Below are 25,736 nucleotides of genomic sequence, written 5' to 3' on the forward strand. Positions count from 1 at the left end.
AGAAACCGGGCCGCCGACCGTTTCATCAGACCGTGCCGGGTTGGGGGACGGGCTCCGGCTCGGGGCCGGGCAGAGGCTCGGCGGGGATGAGACGGACGTCGCGCAGCGCCAGCGGAAGAAGGCTGATCAGAACCTGCGCCAGACCGGCCGCCCACAGGGTCGGCGCGAGACCGAAGCGCGCCGCGGCGGGGGCGACGAGCGCGAGACCGATCGGCTGGCACGCCATGGCGCCGAACCACTCATAGGCGCTCACGCGGGACAGGGACTCCGCGGGCACGTGCCGCTGCAGCGTCGTCTCCCACAGGGTGTTGAACACCATCAGCCCGATCCCGCCGCAGAACGCTCCCGCGGCGGCGACAGCGAGCGGCATCCCGGTGGCCAGCGCCAGGGTGGGGAAGGCGAACAGCGTGACCACGACGAGTCCGCTGCGCAGGGGGAACCGGGCGTGGACGTACAGCGAGACTGTCCCGCCGATCAGGCTGCCGAGGCCGAAAGCGGTGAGAAGGACCGCCCACGCGTGGTTCCCGCCGAGGGACGACCTGCTCACCATCGGCCCGAGCACGATGAAGGCCGCGTAGAGCATGTTGATGAGCGACGCCGCGATGATGACGGCCCATACCCACCGTCGGCTGCGGAACGCCCGCCACCCGTCGAGGAGGTCACGCAGGAAGGGGCGTGCCCGCATTCGGCGGTCGCCCGGCGGCAGCCGCACCAGGGAGAGGAAGACCGCGCTGAGCAGGAACGTGGCCGAGTCGATCGCGACGGCCCAGCCGGGATTGCTCAGCGACACCAGCAGGCCCGCCAGTACGGGTCCGCCGACCATGGAGGCCGACTGGGCGATGCCGCGCAGCGCGTTGGCCGCCTGACGGTTGCCGGGATGTGTGGTCGCCTGCACGAGCCCGCTGATCGCGGGAGTGAACAGCGCCGAGGCGGTGCCGTGCACCACCTGCAGACAGATGAGCTGCCAGACCTGGGCCCGGCCGGTGAGCAGCAGGAAGGCCGTCGCCGCCTGGGCGACGGCGCGGACGATGTCGCTGCTGAGCATTACGGTCTGCCGGGGAAAGCGATCTCCGATGACGCCCCCCGCCAGCATGAAGACGACCTCGGGCACCGCTGCCGCCGCAAGCACCCAACCGAGATCCGCCGCCGATCCGGTCAGGCCGAGGACGGCGAGGGCGAGGGCCGGGGCGACCATGCGGTCGCCGAGGAGCGACGAGCACTGGGCCAGGAAGAACCAGCGGAACCCGCTCTCCTTGAGCACGTTGAGCTTGTTCAACGGGGCACCTCGTCCGGCAGGTGGTGCACGTTCCATCGGCCTTCGGCGGTGTCCACGCCGGGCAATCGCACGATCAGCGGGCAGATGTGAGCGGGGAGCAGCGTGACGACCGTGCCGGGCTCCGCGGTCGCGGGGATCGGCGTCCCGTCCGCGAGCGTCGCCACCTCCTCCGGTGGCGTCCAGGGCTGCGCGGCACCCCGCAGCAGCTCATCGGCGTCGGTACGGCCCCCGCCCAGCAGCGTGGCGCCGATGCTCAGGGCCACGTCATCGAAGCCGCACATGTCGGCGGCCGCCATGCCGGCGTCCATCAGTGGGTAGGCTCCGCCGCAGATCTCGGTCACCCCGTCGACGTCGAGGGCTCCGTCCGCCGTGGGGGTCCCTCCCACCGCCACCACGGGGCAGGGGATCCGGTGCGCGCGCAGATGCTCGGCACGGTCGACCAGCAGCCGGGCGAGGCCGCGTCCGATGTCGTGCCGCTTCCGCACCTCAACGGGGGTCATCAGCGCGCGATAGCCGGTGACGCCGTCGAGCCGCAACTCCGGTCGTTCCTCCACCGCTCCCGCCAGTGCCAGCACCTCGTCACGGGTCATCGACCGGTCGCCGGTACGTTCGCCGACTTCTATCCGGACCCCGATCACGGTGCCCGCCTCGCGTGCCGCCGCCGCCAGCGCGGTCACGCCGTCCGCCCGATCGACGTGTACCGACAGGTCACAGTCGCGGCCCAGCTCGGCGAGGAGGGGCCACCGCCACTCCTCGAGCCAGGGCCAGGTCATGACGACGTCCCTCAGGCCCGCCGGAAGGTGGCGCCGGGCCTCCCGTACATAGGTGACCGCGATCCCGGCGGCGCCGGCCGCGGCCTGACGCCGGGTCACCTCCACCATGCGGTGCGCCTTCACATGCGCCCGGACCCCGACCCCCGCGGCAGCGGCTTTCGCATGGAATCGGCGGATGTTCGCGTCGAGCCGGGAGACGTCCAACAGCGCGGTCGCCGTCATGTGGTTCCGAGCCCGTCCCACGCGTCCATCGCGAAAGAGAAGCCGGCCGGGCCGCCCGCCAGCATCTCACGCTGGCGCCGCGACTCTGTTTCGTCCGGGACGCCCACCCCGGTCAGCCCCAGGAAGATCTCCTCTTCCCATGTGAGCCCCAGGACCTCTTCGATCGCCTCGTCGCGGGTGGCGGCGGTGAAGAACGCGCCGAGCCCCAGCGCGGTGGCGACGAGGTACGCGGTCTGGCTGAGATGCCCCAGGTCCATGAAGAGCGTTCGGTACGTCCGGCCTGTTCGATATTTCCAGGCCGACCGGCGGAGTACGGCCGTGTAGAGCAGCAGAACCCCCGCGGTGTCCGCGTAGAGTTGACCGCCGCACCAGTGGACGAGCTCGCCGGAGTCAGGTCTGCCCGGTCTGACGGTCTCCAGACAGTGGTCCCGGGCCCGGTAGTGGTAAACGCCCGACGGCACGCCGGAGACGTTGAGCACGACGGGGTAGACCTCGATGGCGTGCCGGGCTCCTCCCGATGGGCTGGTCTTCAGCACGACCGATCCGACCCCCGGCACGTCTATCCGGTGGAACGGACCGGCCACCCAGCGCAGCAGACCGCTCAGCTGTTCGGCGCTCACGGGATCGGCCGCGCTGAACCGGCGGGTGGTCCGGCGCGCCCGCAGGACGTGCCCGAAGTCGACCCCGAAGTCGGTGCCGTCGGGCGACACGCCCTCCGGCAGGCGGACCACCTGTCCGCCATGGGTTTTGAACGGGGAGGGCGAGGGCTGGGCCGTGACCCGGCGGCGGATCTCGGCGGTGTCCTCGGCCGCGGTCAGGAACGCGTCATCGCGGCGGGTGCGGGTGGCGAGATGGTAATACGTCGCCGCTGAGCCCCAGGTGGACCACGGGCTTTCCCTTTCCTCGAGGAGATGCTCGGGGGATCCCTCGGCGACGAGCACATGCGCGGCGAGCAGTCGCTGTGCCAGCTCCGAGAGCTCGCCGTCCAACTCGCGCAGATCGGTCCAGTGAGAAAGCGGCCGCAGCAGGGATTCCGCGGCCGCGCTCAGCGCGAACTGGCGATGTCTCAGCGGATCGTCGCATACCATTTGGCCATTTCGCCAGTGGAAGAAGACGAGGCGGGACACACGGACGCGCGTCATCGTGGAGAATCGCCCTCCAGTACACGATTTCCACATCGCGTGGAAGGGTTCCCCGACATTCCCTAGAAGGCCGGCTTCAGACAGGTCTGCGGAGCCGAGTACTCGTCCTCGCCGAGTTCTTCGAACGCCACCAGAGGAGTCTCTGACTTGCTCGTTTCCACAGCAGGCATGGCGGTGACCTCCATATTTGAAGAGCCGGTGAGGATTTATCCGACTAGAAGGTAAAACCAGGAGATAGTTCGTGTCAATGACCATGTTGAGCCGGGCACGCCCGGTCCGTCCGGCTCGGTGATCCGGGTGCGCGACTACGGGATGTTCGGCGGTGTCGACGTCACCCGGGCCTGATCCGCACCCGTGTGGTCCGTCTCGGGGTGATCCCGGTGGGGTGCCGGGGGCCGCAGCGACGTCGCCGCGAAAGCGACGAACAGCGCCAGCACGGCCGGTGCGAACAGGGCGCGGGGAAGGCCGACCAGCTCGGCCAGGGCCCCGATCAGGACGGGCCCGATGAGGAATCCGGCGTAACCGAGGCTGGCGACGGCGCCCATGGCCGCCCCGGACATCAGGAACAGCCCATAGACGGCGAAGCGGGCACGCAGCAGCGCGGACGGCGCGAGCGTGACGTTCACGAGGTGGTGGCCCGGACAGTGACAGCGCGTACGGCGACGGCGCGTACGGTCACGCCGGCGGCGGTGAGCGCGTCGTGCTGGTCGCGGGGGATCGCCTCGTCGGTCACCACCACGTCCAGCCGGTCCAATGGGCATACCGCGCCGAAGGCGGTGCGGCCGAACTTGCCGGAGTCGCAGGCGATCACCACGCGCCGGGCCGAGGCGATCGCGGCCTGCTTGACGGCGACCTCGGGCAGATCGTGCGCGGTGAGCCCGTGCTCGGCCGACAGCCCGCAGCAGCCGATCACCGCGGTGTCGAAGCGCAGCGCCCTGATCGAACTCTCGGTGAGCGGCCCCACGAAGTTCATCTCGCCGGGCCGCACCTCGCCTCCGGGCAGCACGAGGCGGATGCGGGGTGCGCCGGCCAACTCCTGTGCCGCCTGCATCGCCAGCGGCAGCACGGTGAGGCGCCGGTCGCGCACGGCCCGGGCGACCTCGAGCGTGGTGGTGCCGCCGTCCAGCAGCACGGCCTCACCATCGGCGAGCAGGCTCGCGACCTCCGCGCCGATCAGGCGTTTGGCCTCGACGGCCTCGCGCTCCCTGACCCCGAACGGCGGTTCCTCACCGCGCAGCAGCAGGCTCAGCGCGCCGCCGCGCACGCGCCGCACCACGCCCTGCTGGGCGAGCTCGTCCAGGTCCCGGCGGATCGTCATCTCGGAGACGCCGTGCTCGGCGGCCAGGTCGGTCACCGACACGCTGTCGGACGTGCGTAACGCGTTCATGATCGCGCGAATGCGATCGGAACTTTCCATCTGTGCATTCGAACACACGAGATGTGCTATAGGCAAAAAAATCTACATCGTAAACCTGACAGACTGGAGCGCGTGCGCGCAAGCCGGTTGCTGTCCCTGCTGCTTCTGCTGCAGACCCGCGGCGGCATGACGGCCGCGCAGATCGCCGCCGAGCTCGAGGTCTCCGTACGCACTGTCTACCGCGACGTGGAGGAACTGTCGGCGGCAGGGGTGCCGGTGTACGCCGAACGGGGACCACTCGGGGGATATCGGCTGCTCGACGGGTACCGCACCCGGCTGAACGGCCTGACCCCCGCCGAGGCGTCCTCGCTGTTCCTGGCCGGGCTGCCCGGTCCCGCGGCGGAGCTGGGCCTGGCCGATCTCGCCGCGGCGGCCGAACTGAAGCTGCTGGCGGCGCTGCCGCCGGAGCCGCGCTCCCAGGCGGCCAGGATGCGCGAGCGGTTCCATTTCGACGTCCCGGGCTGGTACCAGGGCAACGACGAGGCGCCCTTCCTGATGGACATCGCCGAGGCGGTCTGGGACGACCGGGTCGTACGGATGCGCTACCGCAGATGGGGACCGTCCGAGGTGGAGCGGACGCTGCACCCCTATGGCCTGATCCTCAAGGGCGGCGCGTGGTATCTGGCCGCGGCCTGCTCCGGCAGCGTCCGCACCTACCGCGTCAGCCGGATCCTCGAGGCCGAGGTCCTCGACGAGCGCTTCGAACGGCCGCCGGACTTCGACCTCGCCGGGTTCTGGAGACGGTTCGCCGCCGACTTCGCCGCACGCATGTACACCGGCCACGCGGTCGTACGGCTCCAGCCCGGCATCGAGGACCTGCTGCGCTACACGCTCGGCCGCGACGTCGTCGACAAGGCCCTGGCTGGCGGCCTCACCGACCCCGACGGCTGGACCCGCGTGACGCTGCCCGTCGAATCGCTCAACCACGCACGCTGGCAACTGCTGCGCCTGGGCGCCTCGGTCGAGGTCGTGGCGCCCGCCGAGCTGCGCACGCTCATGGCCGACACGATCGCCGATCTGGCACGCCTGTACGGGTCACCTGCCGCCGACTGAGGAGATTCCGGTCCCGGCGAGGCGTGACCGGTGGCCGTACGGCCACCCGTTAACCGGTTGCGCCGCCGGTACCGAGATCGACAGGCTGAGCGGGTGTTCCTTTTGGCCTTCGCAGGTGCCTGCGTCCTGCTCGCGATGATCCCCGGTGTCAGCACAGCCGTGATCCTGCGTCAGACGATCCGGGCGGGCCGCGCCTCCGGCGTCGCCGCGACCCTCGGCAACGAGACCGGCATCTTCCTGTGGGCGATGGCGGCCGTTTTCGGATTGTCGGCGCTGGTGCTGGCCTCGGAGGTGGCGTACGCGGTGATGAAGGCGGTCGGCGCCGTCCTCTTGGTCGTGATGGGTGTCCAGTCGCTGTGGCAGGCCCGCCCGCTGCGCAAGACGCGGCGCGGCCGTGCCGTACGGGACGCCGGACCGGACGGGCAGGAGCCGGAGGCGGCGCGGGGCTGGCGGCGCTCGTATGTCCTGGGGCTGGCGACCTGCGGCGCCAACCCGAAGGCCGCCGTGTTCGCCATGTCCTTCCTCCCGCAGTTCGTCCCGGCCGGGGCGAACGTCCCGGCGATGCTGACGCTGCTGGCGGTGATCTGGGTCGTGGTCGACACGGTGTGGTATCTCGCCGTGATCTGGTTCGTGGGCCGGGTCGGGGCCGTTTTCAGCCGGCCATCGGTACGGCGCCGCATTGAGCAGGTGTCGGGGACGGTGCTGATCGGACTCGGCGTGCGTGTCGCCTTGGAGGCACGATGACGACCTCGCATGAGCTCTGGTATCAGCATGGGGGAGCGGGCGACCCGGTGGTCCTGCTGCATTCGAGCGCGGCCGACCCCCTGCCCGAAGGGCGTCACGGCGGTATCGACCTGTCGCTGATCGCCGCGCCCGCCCTCGTCGTCGCCGGCGGGCACGACCTTCCGTACTTCCGCGAGAGCGCCCGGCACATCGCGGGCAACATTGCGGACGCGACCTTGATCGAGCTGGACTGGGCCGGCCATCTGCCGAACCTGGAGCGCCCAGAGGAGGTCACCTCCCTGCTGCTCAAGCTCCTCTAATGAGTCTACTTTGTAAAGGTTGACGGTTTATGCAGAACATAGCTACTCAAACAACACACAAACCATCACCAGTACCTAGGGTTTCCTGCGTGTTCGTCTGCCATGACGGCCAGGGACGGATTCTGCTGGCTCGCCGCGGGGCAGGGGCACGCGACGAGCCGGGGAGCTGGGACAGCGGGGCCGGCGCACTCGAGTTCGGCGAGACGTTCGAGGCGGCGGTCGCCCGCGAGGTCCGCGAGGAGTACGCAGCCGACGTGGTGGAGCTTCACCAGATCGGTGTGCGCAACGTGGTCCGGTGGGATCCTCCCTCCCACTGGGTCGCGGTGGTCTTCGCGGTCAGGGTGGACCCCGCCGAGGTCGAACTCGGGGAGCCGCACAAGCTCGACGAACTCGCCTGGTTCACGCTGGACGCGCTGCCGCACCCGCTGCACTCTCAGCTACCCGCGACCCTCGACCTCTTCGGCGCCTCAGCGGTGTAGTGCCTTCCCGGAAATGTCGGTGGCGGACGACAGGATGCCCGTCATGGCGACGTGGCAGGACATCGAGAAGGAGATCCCCGAGTTGGCCGCCCGCGTGCTGGCGATCATGGGGAGGAACAAGCACAAGACCATGGCGACGCTCCGCAAGGACGGCTCACCGAGGATCAGCGGCACCGAGGTCGAGTTCAAGGACGGCGAGGTCTGGCTGGGCTCGATGCCCGGAGCGATGAAGGCGCTCGACCTGCGCCGAGACCCCAGGCTGGCGATCCACAGCGCGTCGGAGGAGCCCGACGAGGCGAGCCCGGGCGGGTGGATCGGCGACGCGAAACTCGCCGGTTTGGCGGTCGAGGTCACCGACCCGGAGGTCAAAGAGGGATACGGCGCTCCGGGCGGGCAGGACTTCCACCTCTTCCAGGTTGACGTGCGCGAGGTGGTGGTCACCGGCGTGGACGAGGCGGGGGAACACCTGGTGATCGAGATGTGGCGCGAGGGCGCCGGCCACCGCGTGCTCCACCGCAAATGAGCGTGAACGGTTGCCTCAGTGGACGCTGAAGCCGCCGTCCACGCAGATGGTCTGGCCGGTGACGTACGCGGAGGCGTCCCCGGCCAGGAACACGGCGGTGCCGGCGAAGTCGGCGGGGATGCCGTTGCGGCCGGTCATGGATCGCGCGGCGAGGGCCTCTACCCGCCCGGACACGGCCTGGGCGGGTGCGGTCAGCGGGGTGAGCACGAACCCGGGGATGATCGTGTTGCTGGTCACTCCGTGCCGGGACCACGCCTCCGCCTGAGAGCGGGTTAGTCCGCAGATGCCGGCCTTGGAGGCGCCGTAGACGCCACTGTCACCGAACGCGCTGATCGACTGCTGGGAACCGATGTTGATGATGCGTCCCCAACCGCGGTCGGCCATGCGCACCCCGAAGTGCCGGCCGAGCAGGAACGGCGCGGTCAGGTTGACGGCGATGGTCCGGTCGTAGTCGTCGGGAGTGAGCTCGGCCATGGGCTTGCGGATGTTGTTGGCCGCGTCGTTGACCAGGATGTCGATCTCGCCGAACACGCGCGGAGCCTCCGCGCACACGCGGGCCACGGCGTCGCGGTCGCCGAGGTCGGCGCTGATGGCGGCGGCCCGCACACCCTGCTTTTCCAGCGTCTTCACGGCCTCGGCGAGTGCTTCGGCACGCCGGGCCACCAGGATCACGGCCGCCCCGGCCAGACCGATCGCCTCCGCCATCGCGTACCCGATGCCCGAACTGCCGCCGGTCACCAGCGCCACCCGGCCGTTGAGCGTGAACACCTTCTCGACGTAGGACGACATACCGCGGGAACTTAGCAGTTAGGGTTTGGCCGTCCCCCGTCGTCGACTCAGGAGCTCCCCGCGATGACCTCCCTGGCCAGGCTGAGCCTAGCCAACCGCACTCTCGTGATGTTGATCACACTCGTGCTGAGCGTGTTCGGCGCTCTCGCGATCCCCTCTTTGAAGCAGCAGCTTTTCCCGTCGCTGGAGTTCCCCGCCGCTTTCGCGGTGGCGAGCTACCCCGGCGCCGCCCCGGAGATCGTCGAAGAGCGGGTCACCAAGCCGATCGAGAACGGCTTCCAGGGCATCCCGGGGCTCACCGGCATCACCTCCACCTCAAAGGAGGGCCTGGCCCAGATCCAGGTGAAATACGAGTACGGCACCGACGTCGACACCGTGATCGGCAAGATGCAGCAGGCGGTGAGCCGGGTCAAGGCTCAGCTACCGGCCGGTGTCGACCCGCAGATCGTGGCCGGGAGCACCGACGACATCCCGGTCATGGTCATCGCGGTGAGTGACGGCGGCGATCAGCAGGGCACGGCCGGCAAAATCGACAAGACCGTGGTGCCGCGGCTGCAGGCGATCGAGGGGGTCCGCGACGTCGCCGTCAGCGGCGCCCGTGAGAAGCAGGTCGTGATCACGCCCGATCCGGTCAAGATGGTGCTGGCCGGCGTGTCACCGGCGGCGATCCCGGATCTGCTGCGCGCCAACGGCGTGACGATCCCGGCGGGCACGTTGACCGACGACGGCAAGTCGCTGACCGTGCAGACCGGAGACCGCATCGGCAGTGTCGACGACCTGAAGAACCTGTATCTGACACCGGCCGCCGCCCCCGCCCAGCCGGGCACCCGCGCCAGGCCCGCGAAGCCGAGCAGGCCGGTCAAGCTCGGCGACATCGCCACGGTCGCCGTACAGGACGCCCCGGTCACATCGCTGACCCGCACCAACGGCCGCCCCAGCATGGGCGTGTCGATCACGATGACCCCGGACGGCAACGCCGTACGGATCTCCCACGCGGTACGTGACGCCGTTCCCGACCTGACCCGCGGCCTGGGCGACGCGGCCGAGCTGACCGTGGTGTTCGACCAGGCCCCCTACATCGAGCGGTCGATCGGGGACCTCACCACCGAGGGCCTGCTCGGCCTGGCGTTCGCCGTGCTGGTCATCCTGGTGTTCCTGCTGTCGGTGCGGTCGACGCTGGTCACCGCGGTGTCGATCCCACTGTCGGTGATCATCGCGCTGATCGCGTTGTGGCTGGGCGACTACTCGCTCAACATGCTGACGCTGGGCGCGTTGACGATCGCCATCGGCCGCGTCGTCGACGACTCGATCGTGGTGCTGGAGAACATCAAGCGGCATCTCGCCTACGGCGAGGAGAAACGCCGCGCCATCCTCACCGCGGTGCGTGAGGTGTCCGGCGCGGTGACGGCCTCGACGTTGACGACGGTCGCGGTGTTCCTGCCGATCGCGTTCGTCGGCGGCATGGTGGGGGAGCTGTTCAACCCGTTCGCGGTCACGGTGACCGTGGCGCTGCTGGCCTCGCTGCTGGTCGCGCTGACCGTGATCCCGGTCCTGGCGTACTGGTTCCTGAAGGCGCCCGGGATGTCCGCGCAGGAGATCGAGGCGGTGCGGGAGGACGCCGAACGCCGGGAGCTGCGCAACCCCCTGCAACGGGCCTATCTGCCGGTGCTGCGGTTCGCCACCAGCAGGCGGCTGGTCACGCTGCTGATCGGCCTGGTGGTGTTCGCCGGGACGATGGCGCTGGCGCCGCACCTGAAGACGAACTTCCTCGACTCCTCCGGCATGGACACCACGCAGATCACCCAGCGGATGCCCACCGGGACGGATCTGGCCACCACGGACTCGGCGGCCAAGAAGGTCGAGGCCGTCCTCGGGTCCCTCACAGGCGTGGAGTCCTACCAGGTGACCGTCGGCGGCGGAAACCGGATGCTCGGCGGACTGGGCGGCTCCGCCGACCGTGCGACGTACTCCGTGACGGTCGCCGAAGGGACCGACACCCCGGTGCTGGAGCAGACGCTGCGCGACCGGCTCAAGGGCGTGCCGGGCGTCGGCGACATCACCGTCGGCGGGGGAGGCGGAGGCTTCAACTCCGACCAGGTCCAGGTCATCCTGCGGGGTTCCGACACCGCCGTGCTGAAAGCCGCGGCCGTCTCCGTCCGCGACGCTCTCACCGGCATCGAAGGCCTGCGGGATGTCGCCTCAAACCTGGAAGACAGCACGCCAAGGGTGGAGGTCCACGTCGACCGGGAGAAGGCGGCGGCCCTGGGCCTGACCGAGGCCGGCATCGGCCAGGTCGTCGCGCAGGCCTTCCGCGGCGCGCCGATCGGCCAGATCGACGTCGACGGCCGCACCAGCGACATCGTGCTGCGCGGCGGTGACGCGCCCACCGACCTGACCGCGATCCGTGCCATCCAGGTGCCGACGGCGGCCGGCATGGCCAAGCTGAGCGACGTCGCCGACGTGGTGGAGGCCGCGGGCCCGACGCAGATCACCCGCCAGGACGGGACACGGACCGCCACCGTCTCCGGCAGGGCCGAGGCCGCCGACCTCGGCGCGATCACCGCCGAGGTCGACGCCAAGCTCAAGGCGATGAAGCTGCCGGCCGGAGTGAACTACGAGATCGGCGGTGCCAGCGCCGATCAGGAGGACGCGTTCGCCGATCTCGGTCTGGCCATGCTGCTGGCCGTCGCGATCGTCTTCCTGATCATGGTGGCGACGTTCCGCAGCCTGGTGCAACCGTTGATCCTGTTGGTGTCGATCCCGTTCGCGGCGACCGGCGCGCTCGGGCTGCTGCTGGTCACCGACACCGCTCTCGGCGTGCCGGCGCTGATCGGCATGCTGATGCTCATCGGCATCGTGGTCACCAACGCGATCGTGCTGATCGACCTGGTCAACCAGTACCGGGACAAGGGGATGGGCATCGTCGAGGCGGTCATGGAGGGTGGCCGGCGACGGCTGCGCCCGATCCTGATGACCGCGATCGCGACGATCTGCGCGCTGACCCCGATGGCGCTCGGCGTGACCGGTTCCGGCGGTTTCATCTCCCAGCCGCTGGCCATCGTCGTCATCGGCGGCCTGATCTCCTCGACACTGCTCACGCTGGTCCTGGTGCCGACCCTGTACACGATGGTCGAGCGCACCAAGGAGCGCCTGCGGAAGCGCCGTACGCCCAGGACCCGGGTGGACGGCCCTGAGATGACGGTCTACGACGAGAAAACCCTCACCCCGACCGTGTGACCCGTACGGCAGGCCGCGCCGCACTGCATCCGTGACGACACGCCCGGAGCGGGTCAGTGCGGCCGCGGGCGGCATGGACGTTCTCATCTATGGGAACGCCCGATAACAGCAGTGAGAAGGCGGCCAATAGACTGACCCAACGTGAGTGTCAAGCCGCGTATCCCGAATGTCCTGGCCGCCCGCTACGCCTCGCCGGAGCTGGCCCGCCTGTGGTCCCCACAGCACAAGATCGTGCTGGAGCGCAGGCTGTGGCTTGCGGTGCTCAAGGCCCAGGCCGACCTCGGGATCGCCGTGCCCGACCAGGCGATCGCCGACTACGAGAAGGTCGCCGACCTCGTCGACCTGGCCGCCATCGCCGAACGCGAACGCGTCACCCGGCACGACGTGAAGGCCCGCATCGAGGAGTTCAACGCGCTCGCCGGCCACGAACACGTGCACAAGGGCATGACCTCCCGCGACCTGACCGAGAACGTCGAGCAACTGCAGATCCGCGACAGCCTGCTGCTGGTCCGCGACCGGGTCGTCGCGCTGCTCGCCCGGCTCGGCAGGCTGGCCGGTGAGCACGCCGCCACCGTCATGGCCGGCCGCTCCCACAACGTCGCGGCGCAGGCCACCACACTCGGCAAGCGCTTCGCGACCGCGGCCGACGAGCTGCTGGTGGCGTACGCGCGGCTGGAAGACCTGCTGGAGCGCTACCCGCTGCGCGGGATCAAAGGCCCGGTCGGCACCGCCCAGGACATGCTGGACCTGCTTGGCTCACAGGAGCGGCTGGCGGAGCTGGAGGACCGGGTCGCCGCGCATCTCGGCTTCGCCCGGCGCTTCACCAGTGTCGGACAGGTCTACCCGCGTTCGCTCGACTACGACGTGCTCACATTGCTGGTGCAACTGGCCGCCGCGCCGTCGTCGCTGGCCAAGACGATCCGCCTGATGGCCGGGCACGAGCTGGTCACCGAGGGATTCGCCGAGGGCCAGGTCGGCTCGTCGGCGATGCCGCACAAGATGAACACCCGCTCCTGCGAGCGTGTCAACGGCCTGACCGTCGTCCTGCGCGGGTACGCCTCGATGGCCGGGGAACTCGCGGGAGACCAGTGGAACGAGGGTGACGTGTCCTGCTCGGTGGTCCGCCGGGTCGCCCTGCCCGACGCGTTCTTCGCCTTCGACGGCCTGATCGAGACCATGCTGACCGTGCTCGACGAGTTCGGCGCGTTCCCCGCCGTCATCGAGGCCGAACTGAACCGTTACCTGCCGTTCCTGGCCACCACGAAGATGCTGATGGCAGCGGTGCGGGCCGGCGTCGGCCGGGAGACCGCCCACGAGATCATCAAGGAGCACGCCGTCGCCTCGGCGCTGGCCATGCGGTCACGCGGCGCCGCCAACGAACTGCTGGACCGGCTCGCGGCCGACTCCCGCTTCCCTCTCGGCCGGGCCGAGTTGGACGCCCTGCTCGCCGATCGGATCTCCTTCACCGGTGGCGCCGCCGCCCAGGTGGCCGAGCTCACCGGGCGGATCGGTGAGCTCGCCGCACGTCATCCCGACGCCGCCGCCTACACCCCCGGCGCCATCCTCTGAGCCCGCGGTGCGGGAGTTGACGGGCATCGAGGATGTCGTGGCCGCCTCCGATGACGATGACCTGATCGTGTGGGCGGCCCAGGGCATGAAACCCGGCGTTCGGGCCTGGACGTACGGCGACGCCGTCGCCGTGGCCGGCCCACAGATCGCTCGCGGCGACCGGCTCGCCATCCGCGGCGGCACCGCCCACGCCGTCCCGCTGGTACGGCATGCCCTGGCCGAGGTGGGTCCGTCGTTCCGGCCGTTCGGCGACGCCGATGTCGTCCGTGACGTGACACAGGAGATCGAGAAGGTCCACTTTTCGGCAAATTTCTCCTGGATGGTGACGCGTAAGGCGCCCGAGCCGTACGCACTCGGACCGCCCGCCCGGGAACCGTACGAGCGGGCGGGGTGGTTGGACGGCGACGACGAACCCGGCGTGGCGGACCTGCTCACAACGGCCCATCCCGACTCTTATGCCGTACCGGGCCTGGCCGGGGTGCACCGCTGGGCGGGCATCCGCGGCAGCTCGGGCGAGCTGCTGGCCGTCGCGGCCGACGCCTGGTCCGCGCCGGGCGTCGGCCTGATCGCCGGGGTGGCGACGGCCGTACGAGCACGCCGGCGTGGCCTGGGGGAGCGGGTCTGCCGGTTCCTCACCGAAGCGCTGCTGGCCGAGCACGGCAGGGCGGCGCTGATGGTGGACGACTGGAACGACACCGCCATCGGCGTCTATGAGCGGCTCGGTTTCACCCGTCGGCGCGTCGCCTCATCCAGGGTCGTCACCGATTGACGACGCCGAAAGTGCCCTCGAGGACGCCGGGGAGTTCGGTCAGCGTGGCGATCGTGACGACCGGAGCCGGCACACGCAGGCCGGTGCGGTGGCGGTCCAGCCAGACGCCGTGCATACCGATCCGGGTCGGGCCGACCGCGTCGAATTCGAGATTGTCGCCCACGAGCAGCACCTCGTCCGGGCGCAGGCCCAGCTTCGCGGCAGCCCGCAGGTAGCACTCCGGCTCCGGCTTGAAACGGCCGCCGAGCGAGTCGGGCGTCAGCACCGGGTCGAGTCGGTCCAGCAGCCCGAGGCGGCGCAGCTTGGCCTCCTGCTGCACGGGCACCCCGTTGGTCAGCACGCCCAGCGTCAGCCCCCTGCCGCTGTCGCGGAGGACGTCCAGCACTGGCGCGGCGTCCGGGAAGGCCGCCCAGGCGGTCTCATAATGCGAAAGGAAGTCAGCGAACGCCGCATCAAGATTCGGCGGCACGGGCAGGCCGAGCCGTACGCAGAACTCCCGCAGGCGCCTGCGCCGCTGCTCCTCGAAGGAGCACTCCCCGGAATGCCAGGCAGGCAGGTGCTTGTCCTCCAGTTCCCGCCACAGCGAGGGGGTCTGCGCCAGCAGTTCATGGCCGGGGGAGACCGACTCGGTCCAGCGGGTGACGCCGTGGGCGACCGCATCGCGGTGGTCGAAGAGGGTCTCGTCGAGGTCGAACAGAATTGCCCTGATCACAAGCAGGGATTCTCTCAGGTCGGACGGAGTCGGCAGCAGCGTTCGCCGTACGCGCGGCTTTCAGCTCTCGCCGGAATCGTCCGGGCCTGGTCGGGTGGCGTTGCGGCGGAGCAGGGGGTGGAAGTTCATCGCCGCCTCCAGTTCACCGGGCAACTCGTCGCGGTAGCGGCCGAGGGTCGACAGGTCGCTGTGGCCCAGCACCCGGCGTACCGCGTCCATGTCGGTGCCGTCGGCCAGCAGGTGCGTGGCGGTCGTGTGCCGTAAGCCGTGCGGGGTCACATCGCGGCGCTGTCCGGGCTCCACCCGCCGCTGCACCCGGTCGATCACCGCCTGTACGTCACCGCGTGCCAGCCTGTGTCCGCGCCACGACAGCAGCAGCGCCTTGTCGTCTCCGCCGCCGGGCCGTGCCTGAAGGTAGGCGTCGAGTAGCAGGGCGACGTCCTGTGGGAGGGGGACGTCTCTCGTCCGCCCGCCCTTGCCGAAGATCCGCCAGTAGCGCACCCCGTCGTTGGTGTAGAAGTCCTCCACGTTGGCCCGGACCAGCTCCGACACCCTCGGCCCGAGCGTGACCAGCAGCAGTACGATCAGCGCGTCGCGCACCTCGGTCCGCTGGTCCCGCCGCTTCGGCTTCGCCGGGCCGGCCTCGGCCGCGGGGGATCGGGCGGCCTGGATCAACCCCTCAGCCTGCTCCTTCGTCAGGGCGCGCCGCTCCGGGCGCAGCCCACCGCGTTCCCGTGCCGTCACGGACGAGGCCGCCATCGGGTTGAGATGCACCCACCCCGCGACCGCCGCATGTTTGAAAAGCGCGGACACCGATCGGCGGAACCGTGCCTGCGACGCCGCGCTCTGCAGCCCTTTTCCGGGTGCGTCGCGCTTGGGTGGTTTGGCCGTTGTTGTGCGTCTTTCGTCCGGTTTGCGGGCGAAGGCCAGCAGGGTTGCGTCGATGTCCTCACCGGTCAGGTCGTCGAGCACCAGATCCGGGCCGGCCAGCCGTACGAACGTGGCGACGTCCCGTGCGTACACCTCGGCGGTGGCGGGGGAGAGGGCCCCGGTCAGTGTCCTGGCCCGGACCAGCTCCACGTAGCGGTCGGCGGCATCCTGCACGGTCAGTCGGTTCACCTGGGCGGGCAGCATGATCTACACAGTACCGATCACGACCGACAGCAAGCCTTCGGTGTGCGGTGGATCGTTCGCCTTTGAGGGCAGATGGATGCTCGGGTGATGGACGACAGAGCGACAAGGGGCTGCGCGGCTCGCATGTTGTGCTGCCACCAGTGGAGAGAAGTGCCCGACACCAGACAGAATTCACCTTCTGTCCGATATGGCATTTACGTGGCGTTTACGAATGCTTCCGCCTCGGATTGTCCCATTCCGGTTTCGCCGCGCACCAGGAATACGGCCTGTTCGATGCGGCCGGCCGCCTTGAGTTCGCGTACCCGCGTCGCCAGGTCGGGTGCGGCGAGGTGGGCGGACCCTGCCGGGGGGACGGGCACGGCTTGGCCGGCGCCCAGAGTTTCCGTGATCATCTTCGCCTCTTTGAGGCCGAGCCCGGTGCGTTCCCGGACGAGCTTGATCGCCTCGATCTTCCGGCCGGCCGCCCATAGTTCCCGCACCTCTTGCTGTACGTGGGCCGGAATGGGCGGCAGCAGGCCCGGCGTCCGCCACGCGAGTTGCCCGCCGGGCCGTGCCCCCGCTCGAACCGCGACGAAGATCACAAAGATCACCGCCACGATCACGAGTCCACCGAGCAACAGGAAAAGAACTTCCACCACTCCTAATCCGACCACGATGAGATCGTATGGCTTCGCCCGCTGAACGGCGAGAGGCGCGGACGGATTGACGTCCGGGTCGAACCGGGCGCAGGACCGCGTTTCTCCCCTCTCTCGGAGCCCTTGTCGTGATGCGCGATAATGACCATTATGTCAAGTAGTCAGCTTCGGGTTCTCCCCAGCCGCGCCCACTCGGAGATCTCGGACAACCACGGCCTCCCGCGGCTCGAAGGCCCGCCGGCTAACGGCTGGCGGCGAACTCGCAGCGTGACGACGCTGGGTTAGGCTGGCTTCGGCTGATCGAAACCCTTGGTCAGCGTCTCGCCGGTGGTCGGCTTGCGACGTCCGGACAAGCAAGAGGAGTGAGACGTGTCGCTTCCAGCGTGGGCCACGGATCCGTCCAGTCTGCTCCTGACGGAGGAGGAATACGAGGCTCTGCCCGAGGACGTCTGCCGGAGCATCGAAGTGGTGGACGGGCGAGTGGTCTTCTGCGAATCCCCCACCCCCGCTCATCAGCGGGTGTCACGCAACCTGACCTTCGCGTTGCTGCGAGCCCGGCCGGAAGCCCCATGCCTGGATGTGCTGCAGGACACCGACATGCGGTATCGGCACCGCAATCCACACGTCACCCAGGCCGGGAAGAGGTTCACATTCCGTCGCCCGGACATCTGCGTGCTGAGGTGCCTGTTGCCCGGCGCGCGGTTGTGGTCCGGGGACGTGCTCGTCGCGGTGGAGATCACCTCGTCGGACGATGAGGTGGACTTCAACGACAAACGGGCCGAATACGCCGCGCAGGGCATCCTGGCATATCTGATCGTGGTTATGGACGGTGACGGGATCGGCTCGGTTGAGGAGCATCGGCTGGACTGGAGCGGGCGCAACTACCAGTTGGCGGCGGTGCATCGCGGGTCGCTGGTGACGGAGCTGCCCGAGGGATTGAAGATCGACATCTCCTTCGTGGAGCTGGAACAGGTCTGATCCGCGTCCGTTGCCGGGCGTGGCCCAGGATGGTGGCATGGGGTGAAATGGTGCCGAGCGGCGCTCCTGCCGGGGGGTGACGTGCGGGCGGAAGAAACCTATTCCGAGGAGAAGTACCGTTAACAGCTCGGGCAGAAAATACCGTCCGATCAAGTCAACCCGGTCACCTCGCGTGGGTTGATGGCGGATTATCGGAACCATGCGATTTCCGACGCTTGCCGCTCGGGCCGCCTGCGGCCGGGCCGTCCGGGTGCCGTCGCGGGCATGCTGACATCTCCTTTCCCCAAGGGGGATGACGATGGCGGGTCCGCGCACAAGGTGCTCGGTTCCGGCTGGACCGCGCCACGCCGTGCCCGTGCCTTCGTGCGCGCTCAGCTCGGGCGGTGGGGTTTGCCGGATCTGGTCGAGACGGCCGAGTTGCTGGTGTCGGAGTTGGTGACGAACGCGGTTCGGGCGACCAACGCGGTGTCCAGTCCGCCGATCGTGTCGTCGATGTTCCCGGTGACGCTGCGCAGCGTCGCGGTACGGCTGCGCCTGTCGGCGCGGTCGCGCAGCCTGTTCATCGAGGTGTGGGACGCGAGCGCGAGTGTGCCGGTTCCCCGCCGCGACGTCGGCCCGGGCGATGAGGGGCTCGAGGAGGGCGGCCGCGGGCTCGAACTCGTGGACGGCCTGGCGAGGCGCTGGGGACACCACACGGCGCGAGACCGGGGCAAGATCGTGTGGTGTGAGCTGGCGGCCTCCCCTGAGATCTCTCCCCTGGCCCTGCACCATCCTCCTCCGGCTTCACCAGGTGTCGCCGACCCTGCCATCGCTACCCCGATCGCTCCTGTTCGGGCCGTCCCCGTCCCCGTCGGGTCCGTCAGCCCGGCTGGGTCTCCCCCGCCTGCGCTCGCCGTACCCGTCCATATGCTGCCGCGGCGGGTGCGCAACCATCCCCGGGCCGAGCGGGCCGAGGGCCCCGACCGAGACACGCTGCTGCGGGTCCTCCAGGGGCTGCGCGACCTGGACTGAGCCGCAGTGGTCAGGACGCCTCATCACTCACTGTGCTTGGCCTCGGTCATGGTCCGCGCCATCTGGCCGAGATCTTCGAGGGCGGAGACGATTTCCCCGATCGCGTCGGTGAAGAGCTCGGGGTTTTTCGTCGAGTCGAACGCTCGACCGCAGTCCGCGCTGTACTTCTTGATTTTTTCGAGATCGGCGGCCCACTTCGACTGTAGGCCCGCATCAGGGATGGGGAGGAACTTCTGGGCTTCAGAGGCATGATCGGCGATCGTTGAGCAGAGCGGGCGGAAGACGTCGGAATCGAGTGCCACCATTCCCTCGGCGTCCGGCCCCACCCCAGCGGCCTTGATCAACGCCTGGTTGATGGCGCCGACGTCCGATGTCAGGATCTCCAGCTGGTGAAGGCCTCCCGTCTGCAACCAGGCCGCGAGCTGAGCACGCTTCACTCCGGGTAGGGGCGTGCCCTGGGCTCTGGGGGTAATCGTCACCACCGGTCTGTCGACGCCGCTGTCTGGAACGGCTCCGCTCACTCCTGTCAAGACCGATATCAACGAGCCGACGCATGCGACGATGGCCAAGCCCCAACCCGCTCTACTCCCCCACAAGATCGGTTGATCAAATTCCGTCTGCCATCTGCTGAAGAGCCGGGTAGCCATCGCGGTTAGTACGGCGAGCATCGCCGAGCCGCACAGGAACACCGGGGAGTCGATGGCGAGTTCCTGGCTGAGAGGCCAGACCGCCGAGGGAGGCCAGTGGCAGGTGCTCTTCAACGTGTTGAGCGGGCCGAGGCAGCCGTCGATGGAGGTGAGCAGGAACTGGCCGAGTAGCAGTATGAGCTGGGCGATGCCCGCCGCGACCAGGGCTCGGACCAGCCAGTAGCGTCGGCCGAGGGCACCCATCGCTCCTGCGGCTACGGCCGTTCCCATCGCCGTCGCGGCCAGCAGCCAGCTGAGATAGATCGTCACATGGGCGCGGGTGACGGGAACGCCCGGCGGCTGCGAGGAATGAATGTACGCCATCGCGGCCGTGATCCCGAGCAGTCCTGCCACGCCGCCGATCAGGCCGGCCAGGATGGCGGGTCTGATCGCGGGCGCGGTGCCGTCCGCCGCCGGGCGGGTCCAGAGCAGCAGCGGGTAAACCCAGACCACGGTCGCTACGATCATGGGGAGCACGCCGGAGTTGGTCTTCAGATACACGACGAATGTGAGCAGTGCGAGCTCGATCGTGTGCTGTTCCCATGAGCCGGGGAACGTCTGGGCGACCACGTGTCTCATCTGCGGTCCGATCAGCAGGTCGCCGGTCTCCGTCAGGGGGAGTCCCCGCGCGTTCCACCATGCCAGCATTACGGCCAGCAGGCTCCACGCGATCAGGAAGAGCGGGAGCACTTTCAGCGAGAGCTTGCCGCCCTGCCAGGTCCGCAGCCTGAGCCTGGTGCATTGGGCCAGCCATCCGGAGAACACGGCACCGATGGGGATGAGCAGCAGGAGCAGGGTGGGAGCTTCGGGTAGCCAGCGGCCACCCGTGAAGATCGCCATCAGCTGGCCGGTTATCATGCCGAGGCCCATCGACAGGCCGGATCTCAGGCCGGACGGCGGAGGGGTCGAGGTGGCTTCCGTGAAGACGACCGAACGTATGATCGCGGTGCCGACGATCGCGGTGATCATCCCCGCGATCGGCCACGCTGCCAGGGAGTCGTGCTTGAGGCCCAGGACTTTATCAAGCACGGCATAGAGGTGCGGTATCGCAGCACCGGTCAGGAAAACCTGGAGTGCGCCGACGCGGAACAGCGGTGACGGGTCGGCAAGCGATCGGCGGCGCTCGGACCAGGTGGGATGCGTCCGTACCAGCGCGGTGATCGAGGTGATCGCCTTAGCCGCCCACGGCCAAGTGGGCGCGGGCGGGTCTTCCGGCCAGCGGGTGAGGAACCGGCCGGAGGCGTCGGCCGCGTCCAAATCCGCGTACAGCTCCCGATGGCGCAGGATGTCGGCCCTGGCCAGATGGACGAGGACCACCAGGAAGGCCGAGTACAACAGGCTACGGACTTCCATCGCCACTATCGTGTTCCGGAAGGCGTCGTCCGGGTGAATGTAGAACGCCTTGAACAGCCACCAGGCGGCGATGCCCAGAGTCGGCGCCAGCGCGGCGATCACGAAGACCCGCCATAGGGCCACGAGCCCGTAGGTGAGATCCACATCGCGGTTCCGGATGTGCGCCAGCTCGTGGCGGATGATCACACGGAACTTCTCCGGGTCCGAAGCCCTCGTCGCGAGCAGGCCGCCATGCAGACACATGGTGTAGTCGCGCAGCCTGCCGAACACCACGGCTGTGGCGGCCATGGACGCCGGGTCGACGATGTACCGCGGTGGGGAGTCGATCCCCATCTCCCGCGCGATTCCAGCGAGCTCGGCTGCGAACTCACCCCGGGAGTCGATCGCGGCGAGAGGCACCATGCGACCCCGGCGGTGGCGCCGGCTCGGCAGCCACCAGTAAAGTACGGCCGCCGCGGAGAGGACGACAAGCGTTCCCGCGATTCCCTTCCAGGGGATGGTGGAGGTGGGGTGCAGTTCGTGGCACCGCGAGTTGACTATTACCGGGAGCGACTCGGCGAGCGACGCGTTGGGGTCCGCTCCTGCGGCGAGCATGCACGGCGAGAACTCGGCGCCGTTGCCGAAACCGGTAAAGAAGCCGAGGGCGACATCGAGCATGCTGATGCTGCTGGAGATGAGCACGACCATCAGCAGCAAGAAGCGTGAGGCCGTACCCGCGAAGACGATCCGTGCGTCCACCCGCATGTCCGTCTCCGTGGCTGTCAGGATTGCTCGGTGGTTTCTCCGGTCTTCTCGGTCCGGTCGGGTGGCCGGTCGAGCATCAGCCGGGTTATCACATGGTCGGCGAGAGCGTCGGCTTCGGCCTGGTCCATTCCGGCCCGGACGGCTCCACTGCCGACGAGGCGGTGGACTTCCTCCAGTTGCTCCCCGGTCAGCATCGGGATCGTACCGGCCGTCACCGGGCGGTGGCGGCGCAGCAGGGTACTCAGCTTCGCGCCGATGCCGCCGGCGGCCCGCCCCACACTCTTGCGCGTCACCTCCTCGATCGCGATCCACACCACGGGGGTGACCAGGACCACGAGATCGGGCAATCCGAAGCCGAGGGGTTCCCCGCGCGGTCCGCGGCGCAGCAGCCGTACGATCTGGTTTTGATCGAGTTTGCCGAGTCCTTCGACGATGGGCAGCTCGTGTGGGGCCTGCTCCGCCACCACATCACGGACCACTTCGTACACGGTCGCGGCCAATTATCCGTCCTCCTCGCGGTGGCTGACACAGGTAATGTTCGCGTTGCTCAGGAGATCTGAACAGCCCTTCGGCGGATCTCAGCAGCGGACCTTGCCGAGGAAGGTCAGCGGGTTGGTCCTGGTGCGGGCGATAGGAAGTCCAGGTCCTCCAAGGGTTTTTGTCCAAGGTCCTTCGGCATGGCCAGCCGTTTGGCCTCGCCCTTGGAGCAGTTGACGAACGAGGTGCGGATTTCCTGTTCGCTCAGTGTCTTCATGGCGGGGGACGCTAACATTGCCTAGGTATATTAGGTAAACGGTTAAAGCTCCTAGTTTTGGTGGAGATGGCGCATGGCGCGTGCCGGGTTGACGGCCGAACGGGTGACGGAGGCGGCGGCGGAGCTGGCCGATGAGGTCGGGTTCGACAACATCACGATCTCGGCGCTGGCGCGGCGTTTCGGAGTGAAGGACGCGAGCCTGTACTCCCATGTGAAGAACGTCCAAGACTTGCGGACGCGGGTCGCGGTGCTGGCCGCACGTGACTTCGCCGAGCGGATCACGGCCGCGATCGCGGGCCGGGCCGGCAAGGACGCGCTGACCGCGTTCGCGCACGCCTATCGAACGTTCGCGATGGAGCATCCCGGCCGATACGCGGCGACGCAGATGGAGATCTCCCCCGAGGTGCTCGCCCGGTCGCCCGGTCATCTGAGCCTCATCCAGGCCCCTCCCGCGATGCTGCGCGCGTACGGCCTAGCCGAGCCGGATCTTACCGACGCGGTGCGTTTGCTGCGCAGCACGTTTCACGGCTACGTCGTCCTCGAGGCATCCGCTGCCTTCAGGCATCCCCGTCAGGTGCGGACGTCCTGGGAGCGTGGTCTGTACGCGCTCCATGTCGCCCTGGAGAACTGGCCACCCTCCGCTCCGCGACTTGAGGATCGCCCCCGGGAAGGCGTGTGATGGCGCGCGCGGGGGCCAGTTCGCCTTCGGGGATGACGAGTTGGGGGTGGGCTTCGCCTATGTCGCAAACCGAACGATCGTTCACGACGACGGGCGTGCCACCCGGATGATCGCAGCTGTGCGGAAGTTCCCGACGGGCGCGTGAGCCGTCGCCGGCGCCATCGGCGGGTTCCGCGGTATGGGAAAACCTGTTGCGGAATTGTCGGGGGGGTTGGCTAGGGTCGGCAGACGTGGCTGACCAACCCTTGATTTTCGCTCGTGACCTGGTGAAACGTTTCGGTGATTTCACCGCGGTCGACGGGATCGACCTGGAGGTGGCGCCGGGCGAGGCGTTCGGCTTCCTGGGGCCGAACGGGGCCGGCAAGTCCTCGACCATGCGCATGATCGGGTGTGTGTCCGTGCCGACGTCCGGGGAGCTGCGCATCCTGGGCATGGACCCGGTGCGGGACGGCACCGCGATCCGGGCCCGGCTGGGCGTCTGCCCGCAGTTGGACAATCTCGACCCCGATCTGACGGTGCGGGAGAACCTGACGACGTACGCGCGGTATTTCGGGCTGTCGCGGTCGGAGAGCGGCCGCCGGGCCGATGAGCTGCTGGAGTTCGTGCGGTTGACGGACCGGGCGAAGGGCAAGGTGGAGCCGCTGTCGGGCGGCATGAAGCGGCGGCTGACGATCGCACGGGCGCTGGTCAACGAGCCCGAACTGGTGCTGCTCGACGAGCCCACGACGGGGCTGGACCCGCAGGCCAGGCACCTGTTGTGGGAGCGGCTGTTCCGGCTGAAGCAGCGTGGCACCACGCTCGTGTTGACGACGCACTACATGGACGAGGCCGAGCAGTTGTGCGACCGGCTGGTGGTGATGGACGGCGGGAAGATCATCGCGGAGGGGTCGCCGCGTTCACTGATCGAGACCTACTCCACGGCCGAGGTGGTCGAGCTGCGCTTCCCCGACGGGTTGGATTTCAACGCTGATTACGCGGCGAAGCTGGAGGGCGTAGGGGAGCGGATCGATCCGCTTCCCGACCGGGTGCTGGTCTACGCCGATGACGGGGACGCGGCGCTGGCCGAGGTGCACCGGCGGGGTCTGACGCCGTCCACTGTGCTGGCGCGGCGCTCCACCCTGGAGGATGTGTTCCTCCAGCTGACCGGTCGGACGTTGGTGGATTGACATGACGGCTGGAACCTTGCATCCCACGCTGGCCGTGCTGAACCGGCAACTGACGCTGTATCGCCGGTTGTGGCAGGCCTCGATCTTCTCGTCCTTCGTCCTGCCGGTGCTGTTCCTGATCAGCATCGGCATCGGGGTCGGGCGCTATGTCGGTTCGGTCGAGGGTGTCGACTATCTGTCGTGGATCGTGCCGGGGGTGCTCGCCTCGACGGCCTTCCAGATCGCGCTGGGTGAGTCGACGTACGCGGTGCTGGGCGACTTCAAGTGGGTCCGGGCCTATCACGCGATGCGTGCGACACCGGTGCGGCCGGTGGACATGGTCTGCGGGCACCTGCTCTACCTGGTGTTGCGGGCTGAGGCCGCGGTGCTCGCCTTCCTGGTGGTCGTGGTGTTCTTCGGTGGGCTGCACTCGCCGTGGTCGCTGGCCACCCCGGTGGTGTGCGGGTTGCTGATCGCGGCGACCGCTGCGCCGGTGACGGCGTTCGCCGCCCGGATCGACCATGACAGCTATTTCTCGCTGTTGTTCCGCCTCGTGATGATCCCGTCGACGCTGTTCGCCGGGGTGTTCTTCCCCGTGGAGCAGTTGCCCGCGGTGGTGCGGCCCCTGGCGTACGCGTCGCCGATGTGGCATGGGGTCGAAATGTGCCGGGCGGCGACGCTCGGCCGGGCGACCGCGTGGCCGCTGGCCATGCATGTGGGATATCTGCTGGTGTGGGCGGTCGGCGGCGCGGCCCTGGCGGTGCTCGCGTTCCGGCGCAGGCTGGAGGACTGATGCTGACCACGTTCGTGGCGTCCCCCGCGAGGGCCCCCGGCCGGGTCTCCCCCGGCCGGGTGGGTGCGGTGATAAACCGCAATGTGGGCGCGCTGCGGTCCGGCCCGTCGTACTGGGTCGTGTTGCTGTCGGGTTTCTTCGAGCCGGTGCTGTATCTGCTGTCGATCGGTGTCGGGGTGGGCACACTGGTCGGGGACATCACGGTCGGCGGGCGGAGCATGTCGTACGCGGCGTTCGTCGCTCCGGCGATGCTGGCGGTGTCGGCGATGACGGGGGTCCTGGCTGAGACGACGTTCAACTTCTTCCACAAGTTCAAGTACGCCAAGACCTTCGAGGCGGTGCTGGCGACGCCGGTGCGGCCGATCGAGATCGCGGTGGGTGAGCTGGTGTGGGCAGTCGTCCGCGGCGCGGTGTACACGGCGGCTTTTCTGGTTGTGATGGTGGCGATGGGGCTGACCACGCCCGGCGGGGCGCTGGCCGCGTTCCCGGCGTCGGTGCTGGTCGGGCTGGCGTTCGGTGCGGTCGGTATGGCGATGAGCACGCTGATGCGTGGCTGGCAGGACTTCGACCTGATGAGCGTCGGTCAGTTCGCGTTGTTTCTGTTCTCGGGGACCTTCTCCCCTGTGCAGGACTATCCGCTGGTCATGGAGGTCCTGATCCAGGTCACTCCGCTGTATCACGCGGTGGAGTTGGTGCGCGGGCTGTGTCTCGGGGTGGTCGGCCTGGGGTCGCTCGGGCACGCGGCCTACCTGGCGGCGATGGTCGTCGGCGGGCTGTGGTTGGCCTCTCGCCGCCTGACCAGGATGCTCTGCGTTTAACC

At 68.8% G+C, this 25,736-nt stretch carries 26 protein-coding genes; 14 read left to right on the forward strand and 12 right to left on the reverse strand.

Annotated features, from left to right (window positions below; translation table 11 throughout):
• Window positions 1-25: 25 nt before the first annotated feature.
• From ACFHYQ_RS27980 to ACFHYQ_RS28000, 5 genes are all read right to left on the reverse strand, one after another.
• Window positions 26-1,276, reverse strand: coding sequence for an MFS transporter (locus ACFHYQ_RS27980; RefSeq protein ID WP_394304140.1), 1,251 nt, complete (start codon window positions 1,274-1,276; stop codon window positions 26-28).
• Window positions 1,273-2,292, reverse strand: coding sequence for an alanine racemase (locus ACFHYQ_RS27985; protein WP_394304141.1), 1,020 nt, complete (start codon window positions 2,290-2,292; stop codon window positions 1,273-1,275). The genes ACFHYQ_RS27980 and ACFHYQ_RS27985 overlap by 4 nt, the downstream gene beginning before the upstream one ends.
• Complete coding sequence (locus tag ACFHYQ_RS27990; protein WP_394304142.1) at window positions 2,268-3,413, reverse strand: SagB/ThcOx family dehydrogenase; 1,146 nt, start codon at window positions 3,411-3,413, stop codon at window positions 2,268-2,270. The genes ACFHYQ_RS27985 and ACFHYQ_RS27990 overlap by 25 nt, the downstream gene beginning before the upstream one ends.
• A gap of 305 nt (window positions 3,414-3,718) precedes the next feature.
• Window positions 3,719-4,039: a hypothetical protein gene (locus ACFHYQ_RS27995; protein ID WP_394304143.1), complete on the reverse strand. Its 321-nt coding sequence runs from the start codon at window positions 4,037-4,039 to the stop codon at window positions 3,719-3,721.
• Entirely contained in the window at window positions 4,036-4,830 is a 795-nt protein-coding gene (locus tag ACFHYQ_RS28000) for a DeoR/GlpR family DNA-binding transcription regulator (RefSeq protein WP_394304144.1), read from the reverse strand. Before ACFHYQ_RS28000 ends, ACFHYQ_RS27995 begins: the two co-directional genes overlap by 4 nt.
• A gap of 72 nt (window positions 4,831-4,902) precedes the next feature.
• Between ACFHYQ_RS28000 and ACFHYQ_RS28005 the strand changes: the two genes are divergently transcribed.
• From ACFHYQ_RS28005 to ACFHYQ_RS28025, 5 genes are all read left to right on the forward strand, one after another.
• Complete coding sequence (locus tag ACFHYQ_RS28005) at window positions 4,903-5,883, forward strand: helix-turn-helix transcriptional regulator (protein WP_394304145.1); 981 nt, start codon at window positions 4,903-4,905, stop codon at window positions 5,881-5,883.
• A 93-nt stretch (window positions 5,884-5,976) separates the two neighbouring features.
• The gene (locus ACFHYQ_RS28010) at window positions 5,977-6,627 is read left to right on the forward strand and encodes a LysE family translocator (RefSeq protein WP_394304146.1); all 651 of its coding nucleotides are present in this window, start codon (window positions 5,977-5,979) and stop codon (window positions 6,625-6,627) included.
• On the forward strand, window positions 6,624-6,926 hold the full coding sequence (locus tag ACFHYQ_RS28015) for an alpha/beta fold hydrolase (protein WP_394304147.1): 303 nt from the start codon (window positions 6,624-6,626) through the stop codon (window positions 6,924-6,926). Before ACFHYQ_RS28010 ends, ACFHYQ_RS28015 begins: the two co-directional genes overlap by 4 nt.
• 89 nt (window positions 6,927-7,015) lie before the next feature.
• On the forward strand, window positions 7,016-7,405 hold the full coding sequence (locus tag ACFHYQ_RS28020; RefSeq protein ID WP_394304148.1) for an NUDIX domain-containing protein: 390 nt from the start codon (window positions 7,016-7,018) through the stop codon (window positions 7,403-7,405).
• Window positions 7,406-7,448: 43 nt separating this feature from the next.
• Window positions 7,449-7,928, forward strand: coding sequence for a pyridoxamine 5'-phosphate oxidase family protein (locus tag ACFHYQ_RS28025; protein WP_394304149.1), 480 nt, complete (start codon window positions 7,449-7,451; stop codon window positions 7,926-7,928).
• 15 nt (window positions 7,929-7,943) lie between these two features.
• Here the strand turns inward: ACFHYQ_RS28025 and ACFHYQ_RS28030 are convergent, their stop codons facing one another.
• Window positions 7,944-8,717: an SDR family NAD(P)-dependent oxidoreductase gene (locus tag ACFHYQ_RS28030; RefSeq protein ID WP_394304150.1), complete on the reverse strand. Its 774-nt coding sequence runs from the start codon at window positions 8,715-8,717 to the stop codon at window positions 7,944-7,946.
• Window positions 8,718-8,780: 63 nt separating this feature from the next.
• Between ACFHYQ_RS28030 and ACFHYQ_RS28035 the strand changes: the two genes are divergently transcribed.
• From ACFHYQ_RS28035 to ACFHYQ_RS28045, 3 genes are all read left to right on the forward strand, one after another.
• Window positions 8,781-11,954, forward strand: a complete 3,174-nt coding sequence (locus tag ACFHYQ_RS28035; RefSeq protein WP_394304151.1) for an efflux RND transporter permease subunit — start codon at window positions 8,781-8,783, stop codon at window positions 11,952-11,954.
• A gap of 141 nt (window positions 11,955-12,095) precedes the next feature.
• Entirely contained in the window at window positions 12,096-13,523 is a 1,428-nt protein-coding gene (gene purB, locus ACFHYQ_RS28040) for an adenylosuccinate lyase (protein WP_394304152.1), read from the forward strand.
• Window positions 13,524-13,530: 7 nt separating this feature from the next.
• Window positions 13,531-14,292 (forward strand): GNAT family N-acetyltransferase, encoded by a 762-nt coding sequence (locus tag ACFHYQ_RS28045; protein WP_394304153.1) that lies wholly within the window; start codon window positions 13,531-13,533, stop codon window positions 14,290-14,292.
• On the opposite strand, the gene ACFHYQ_RS28050 is transcribed toward ACFHYQ_RS28045, so the two are convergent.
• The 3 genes from ACFHYQ_RS28050 to ACFHYQ_RS28060 all read right to left on the reverse strand — a co-directional run bounded on the left by ACFHYQ_RS28050 (window position 14,282) and on the right by ACFHYQ_RS28060 (window position 16,773).
• Window positions 14,282-15,004, reverse strand: a complete 723-nt coding sequence (locus tag ACFHYQ_RS28050) for an HAD family hydrolase (RefSeq protein WP_394304154.1) — start codon at window positions 15,002-15,004, stop codon at window positions 14,282-14,284. The two genes, ACFHYQ_RS28045 and ACFHYQ_RS28050, sit on opposite strands and share 11 nt — an antisense overlap.
• Before the next feature lie 60 nt (window positions 15,005-15,064).
• A complete protein-coding gene (locus tag ACFHYQ_RS28055) occupies window positions 15,065-16,138 on the reverse strand; it encodes a tyrosine-type recombinase/integrase (protein WP_394304155.1) in 1,074 nt (357 codons plus the stop codon).
• 194 nt (window positions 16,139-16,332) lie between these two features.
• Window positions 16,333-16,773 carry a ribosomal protein L7/L12 gene (locus ACFHYQ_RS28060; RefSeq protein ID WP_394304156.1) on the reverse strand — a complete coding sequence of 147 codons (441 nt, stop codon included), beginning with the start codon at window positions 16,771-16,773 and terminating at the stop codon, window positions 16,333-16,335.
• Between the two features lie 369 nt (window positions 16,774-17,142).
• On the opposite strand from ACFHYQ_RS28060, the gene ACFHYQ_RS28065 reads away from it, so the two are divergent.
• The gene (locus tag ACFHYQ_RS28065; RefSeq protein WP_394304157.1) at window positions 17,143-17,751 is read left to right on the forward strand and encodes a Uma2 family endonuclease; all 609 of its coding nucleotides are present in this window, start codon (window positions 17,143-17,145) and stop codon (window positions 17,749-17,751) included.
• Window positions 17,752-18,015: 264 nt separating this feature from the next.
• The gene (locus ACFHYQ_RS28070) at window positions 18,016-18,762 is read left to right on the forward strand and encodes an ATP-binding protein (protein WP_394304158.1); all 747 of its coding nucleotides are present in this window, start codon (window positions 18,016-18,018) and stop codon (window positions 18,760-18,762) included.
• 23 nt (window positions 18,763-18,785) lie between these two features.
• On the opposite strand, the gene ACFHYQ_RS28075 is transcribed toward ACFHYQ_RS28070, so the two are convergent.
• The 3 genes from ACFHYQ_RS28075 to ACFHYQ_RS28085 all read right to left on the reverse strand — a co-directional run bounded on the left by ACFHYQ_RS28075 (window position 18,786) and on the right by ACFHYQ_RS28085 (window position 22,299).
• On the reverse strand, window positions 18,786-21,545 hold the full coding sequence (locus ACFHYQ_RS28075) for a M48 family metalloprotease (RefSeq protein WP_394304159.1): 2,760 nt from the start codon (window positions 21,543-21,545) through the stop codon (window positions 18,786-18,788).
• A gap of 17 nt (window positions 21,546-21,562) precedes the next feature.
• Window positions 21,563-22,045 (reverse strand): hypothetical protein, encoded by a 483-nt coding sequence (locus ACFHYQ_RS28080; RefSeq protein WP_394304160.1) that lies wholly within the window; start codon window positions 22,043-22,045, stop codon window positions 21,563-21,565.
• Window positions 22,046-22,149: 104 nt separating this feature from the next.
• Complete coding sequence (locus ACFHYQ_RS28085) at window positions 22,150-22,299, reverse strand: FBP domain-containing protein (protein WP_394304161.1); 150 nt, start codon at window positions 22,297-22,299, stop codon at window positions 22,150-22,152.
• Window positions 22,300-22,372: 73 nt separating this feature from the next.
• Here ACFHYQ_RS28085 and ACFHYQ_RS28090 point away from each other — a divergent pair, with 73 nt between their 5' ends.
• From ACFHYQ_RS28090 to ACFHYQ_RS28105, 4 genes are all read left to right on the forward strand, one after another.
• Entirely contained in the window at window positions 22,373-22,978 is a 606-nt protein-coding gene (locus tag ACFHYQ_RS28090; RefSeq protein ID WP_394304162.1) for a TetR/AcrR family transcriptional regulator, read from the forward strand.
• A gap of 230 nt (window positions 22,979-23,208) precedes the next feature.
• A complete protein-coding gene (locus ACFHYQ_RS28095; RefSeq protein ID WP_394304163.1) occupies window positions 23,209-24,144 on the forward strand; it encodes an ABC transporter ATP-binding protein in 936 nt (311 codons plus the stop codon).
• A gap of 1 nt (window position 24,145) precedes the next feature.
• Window positions 24,146-24,916: an ABC transporter permease gene (locus ACFHYQ_RS28100; protein WP_394304164.1), complete on the forward strand. Its 771-nt coding sequence runs from the start codon at window positions 24,146-24,148 to the stop codon at window positions 24,914-24,916.
• The gene (locus ACFHYQ_RS28105) at window positions 24,916-25,734 is read left to right on the forward strand and encodes an ABC transporter permease (RefSeq protein WP_394304165.1); all 819 of its coding nucleotides are present in this window, start codon (window positions 24,916-24,918) and stop codon (window positions 25,732-25,734) included. Before ACFHYQ_RS28100 ends, ACFHYQ_RS28105 begins: the two co-directional genes overlap by 1 nt.
• Window positions 25,735-25,736 lie beyond the last annotated feature (2 nt).

This window comes from Sphaerimonospora cavernae (assembly GCF_042435035.1).
In the GTDB taxonomy this organism is placed as follows: Bacteria; Actinomycetota; Actinomycetes; order Streptosporangiales; family Streptosporangiaceae; genus Sphaerimonospora; species Sphaerimonospora cavernae.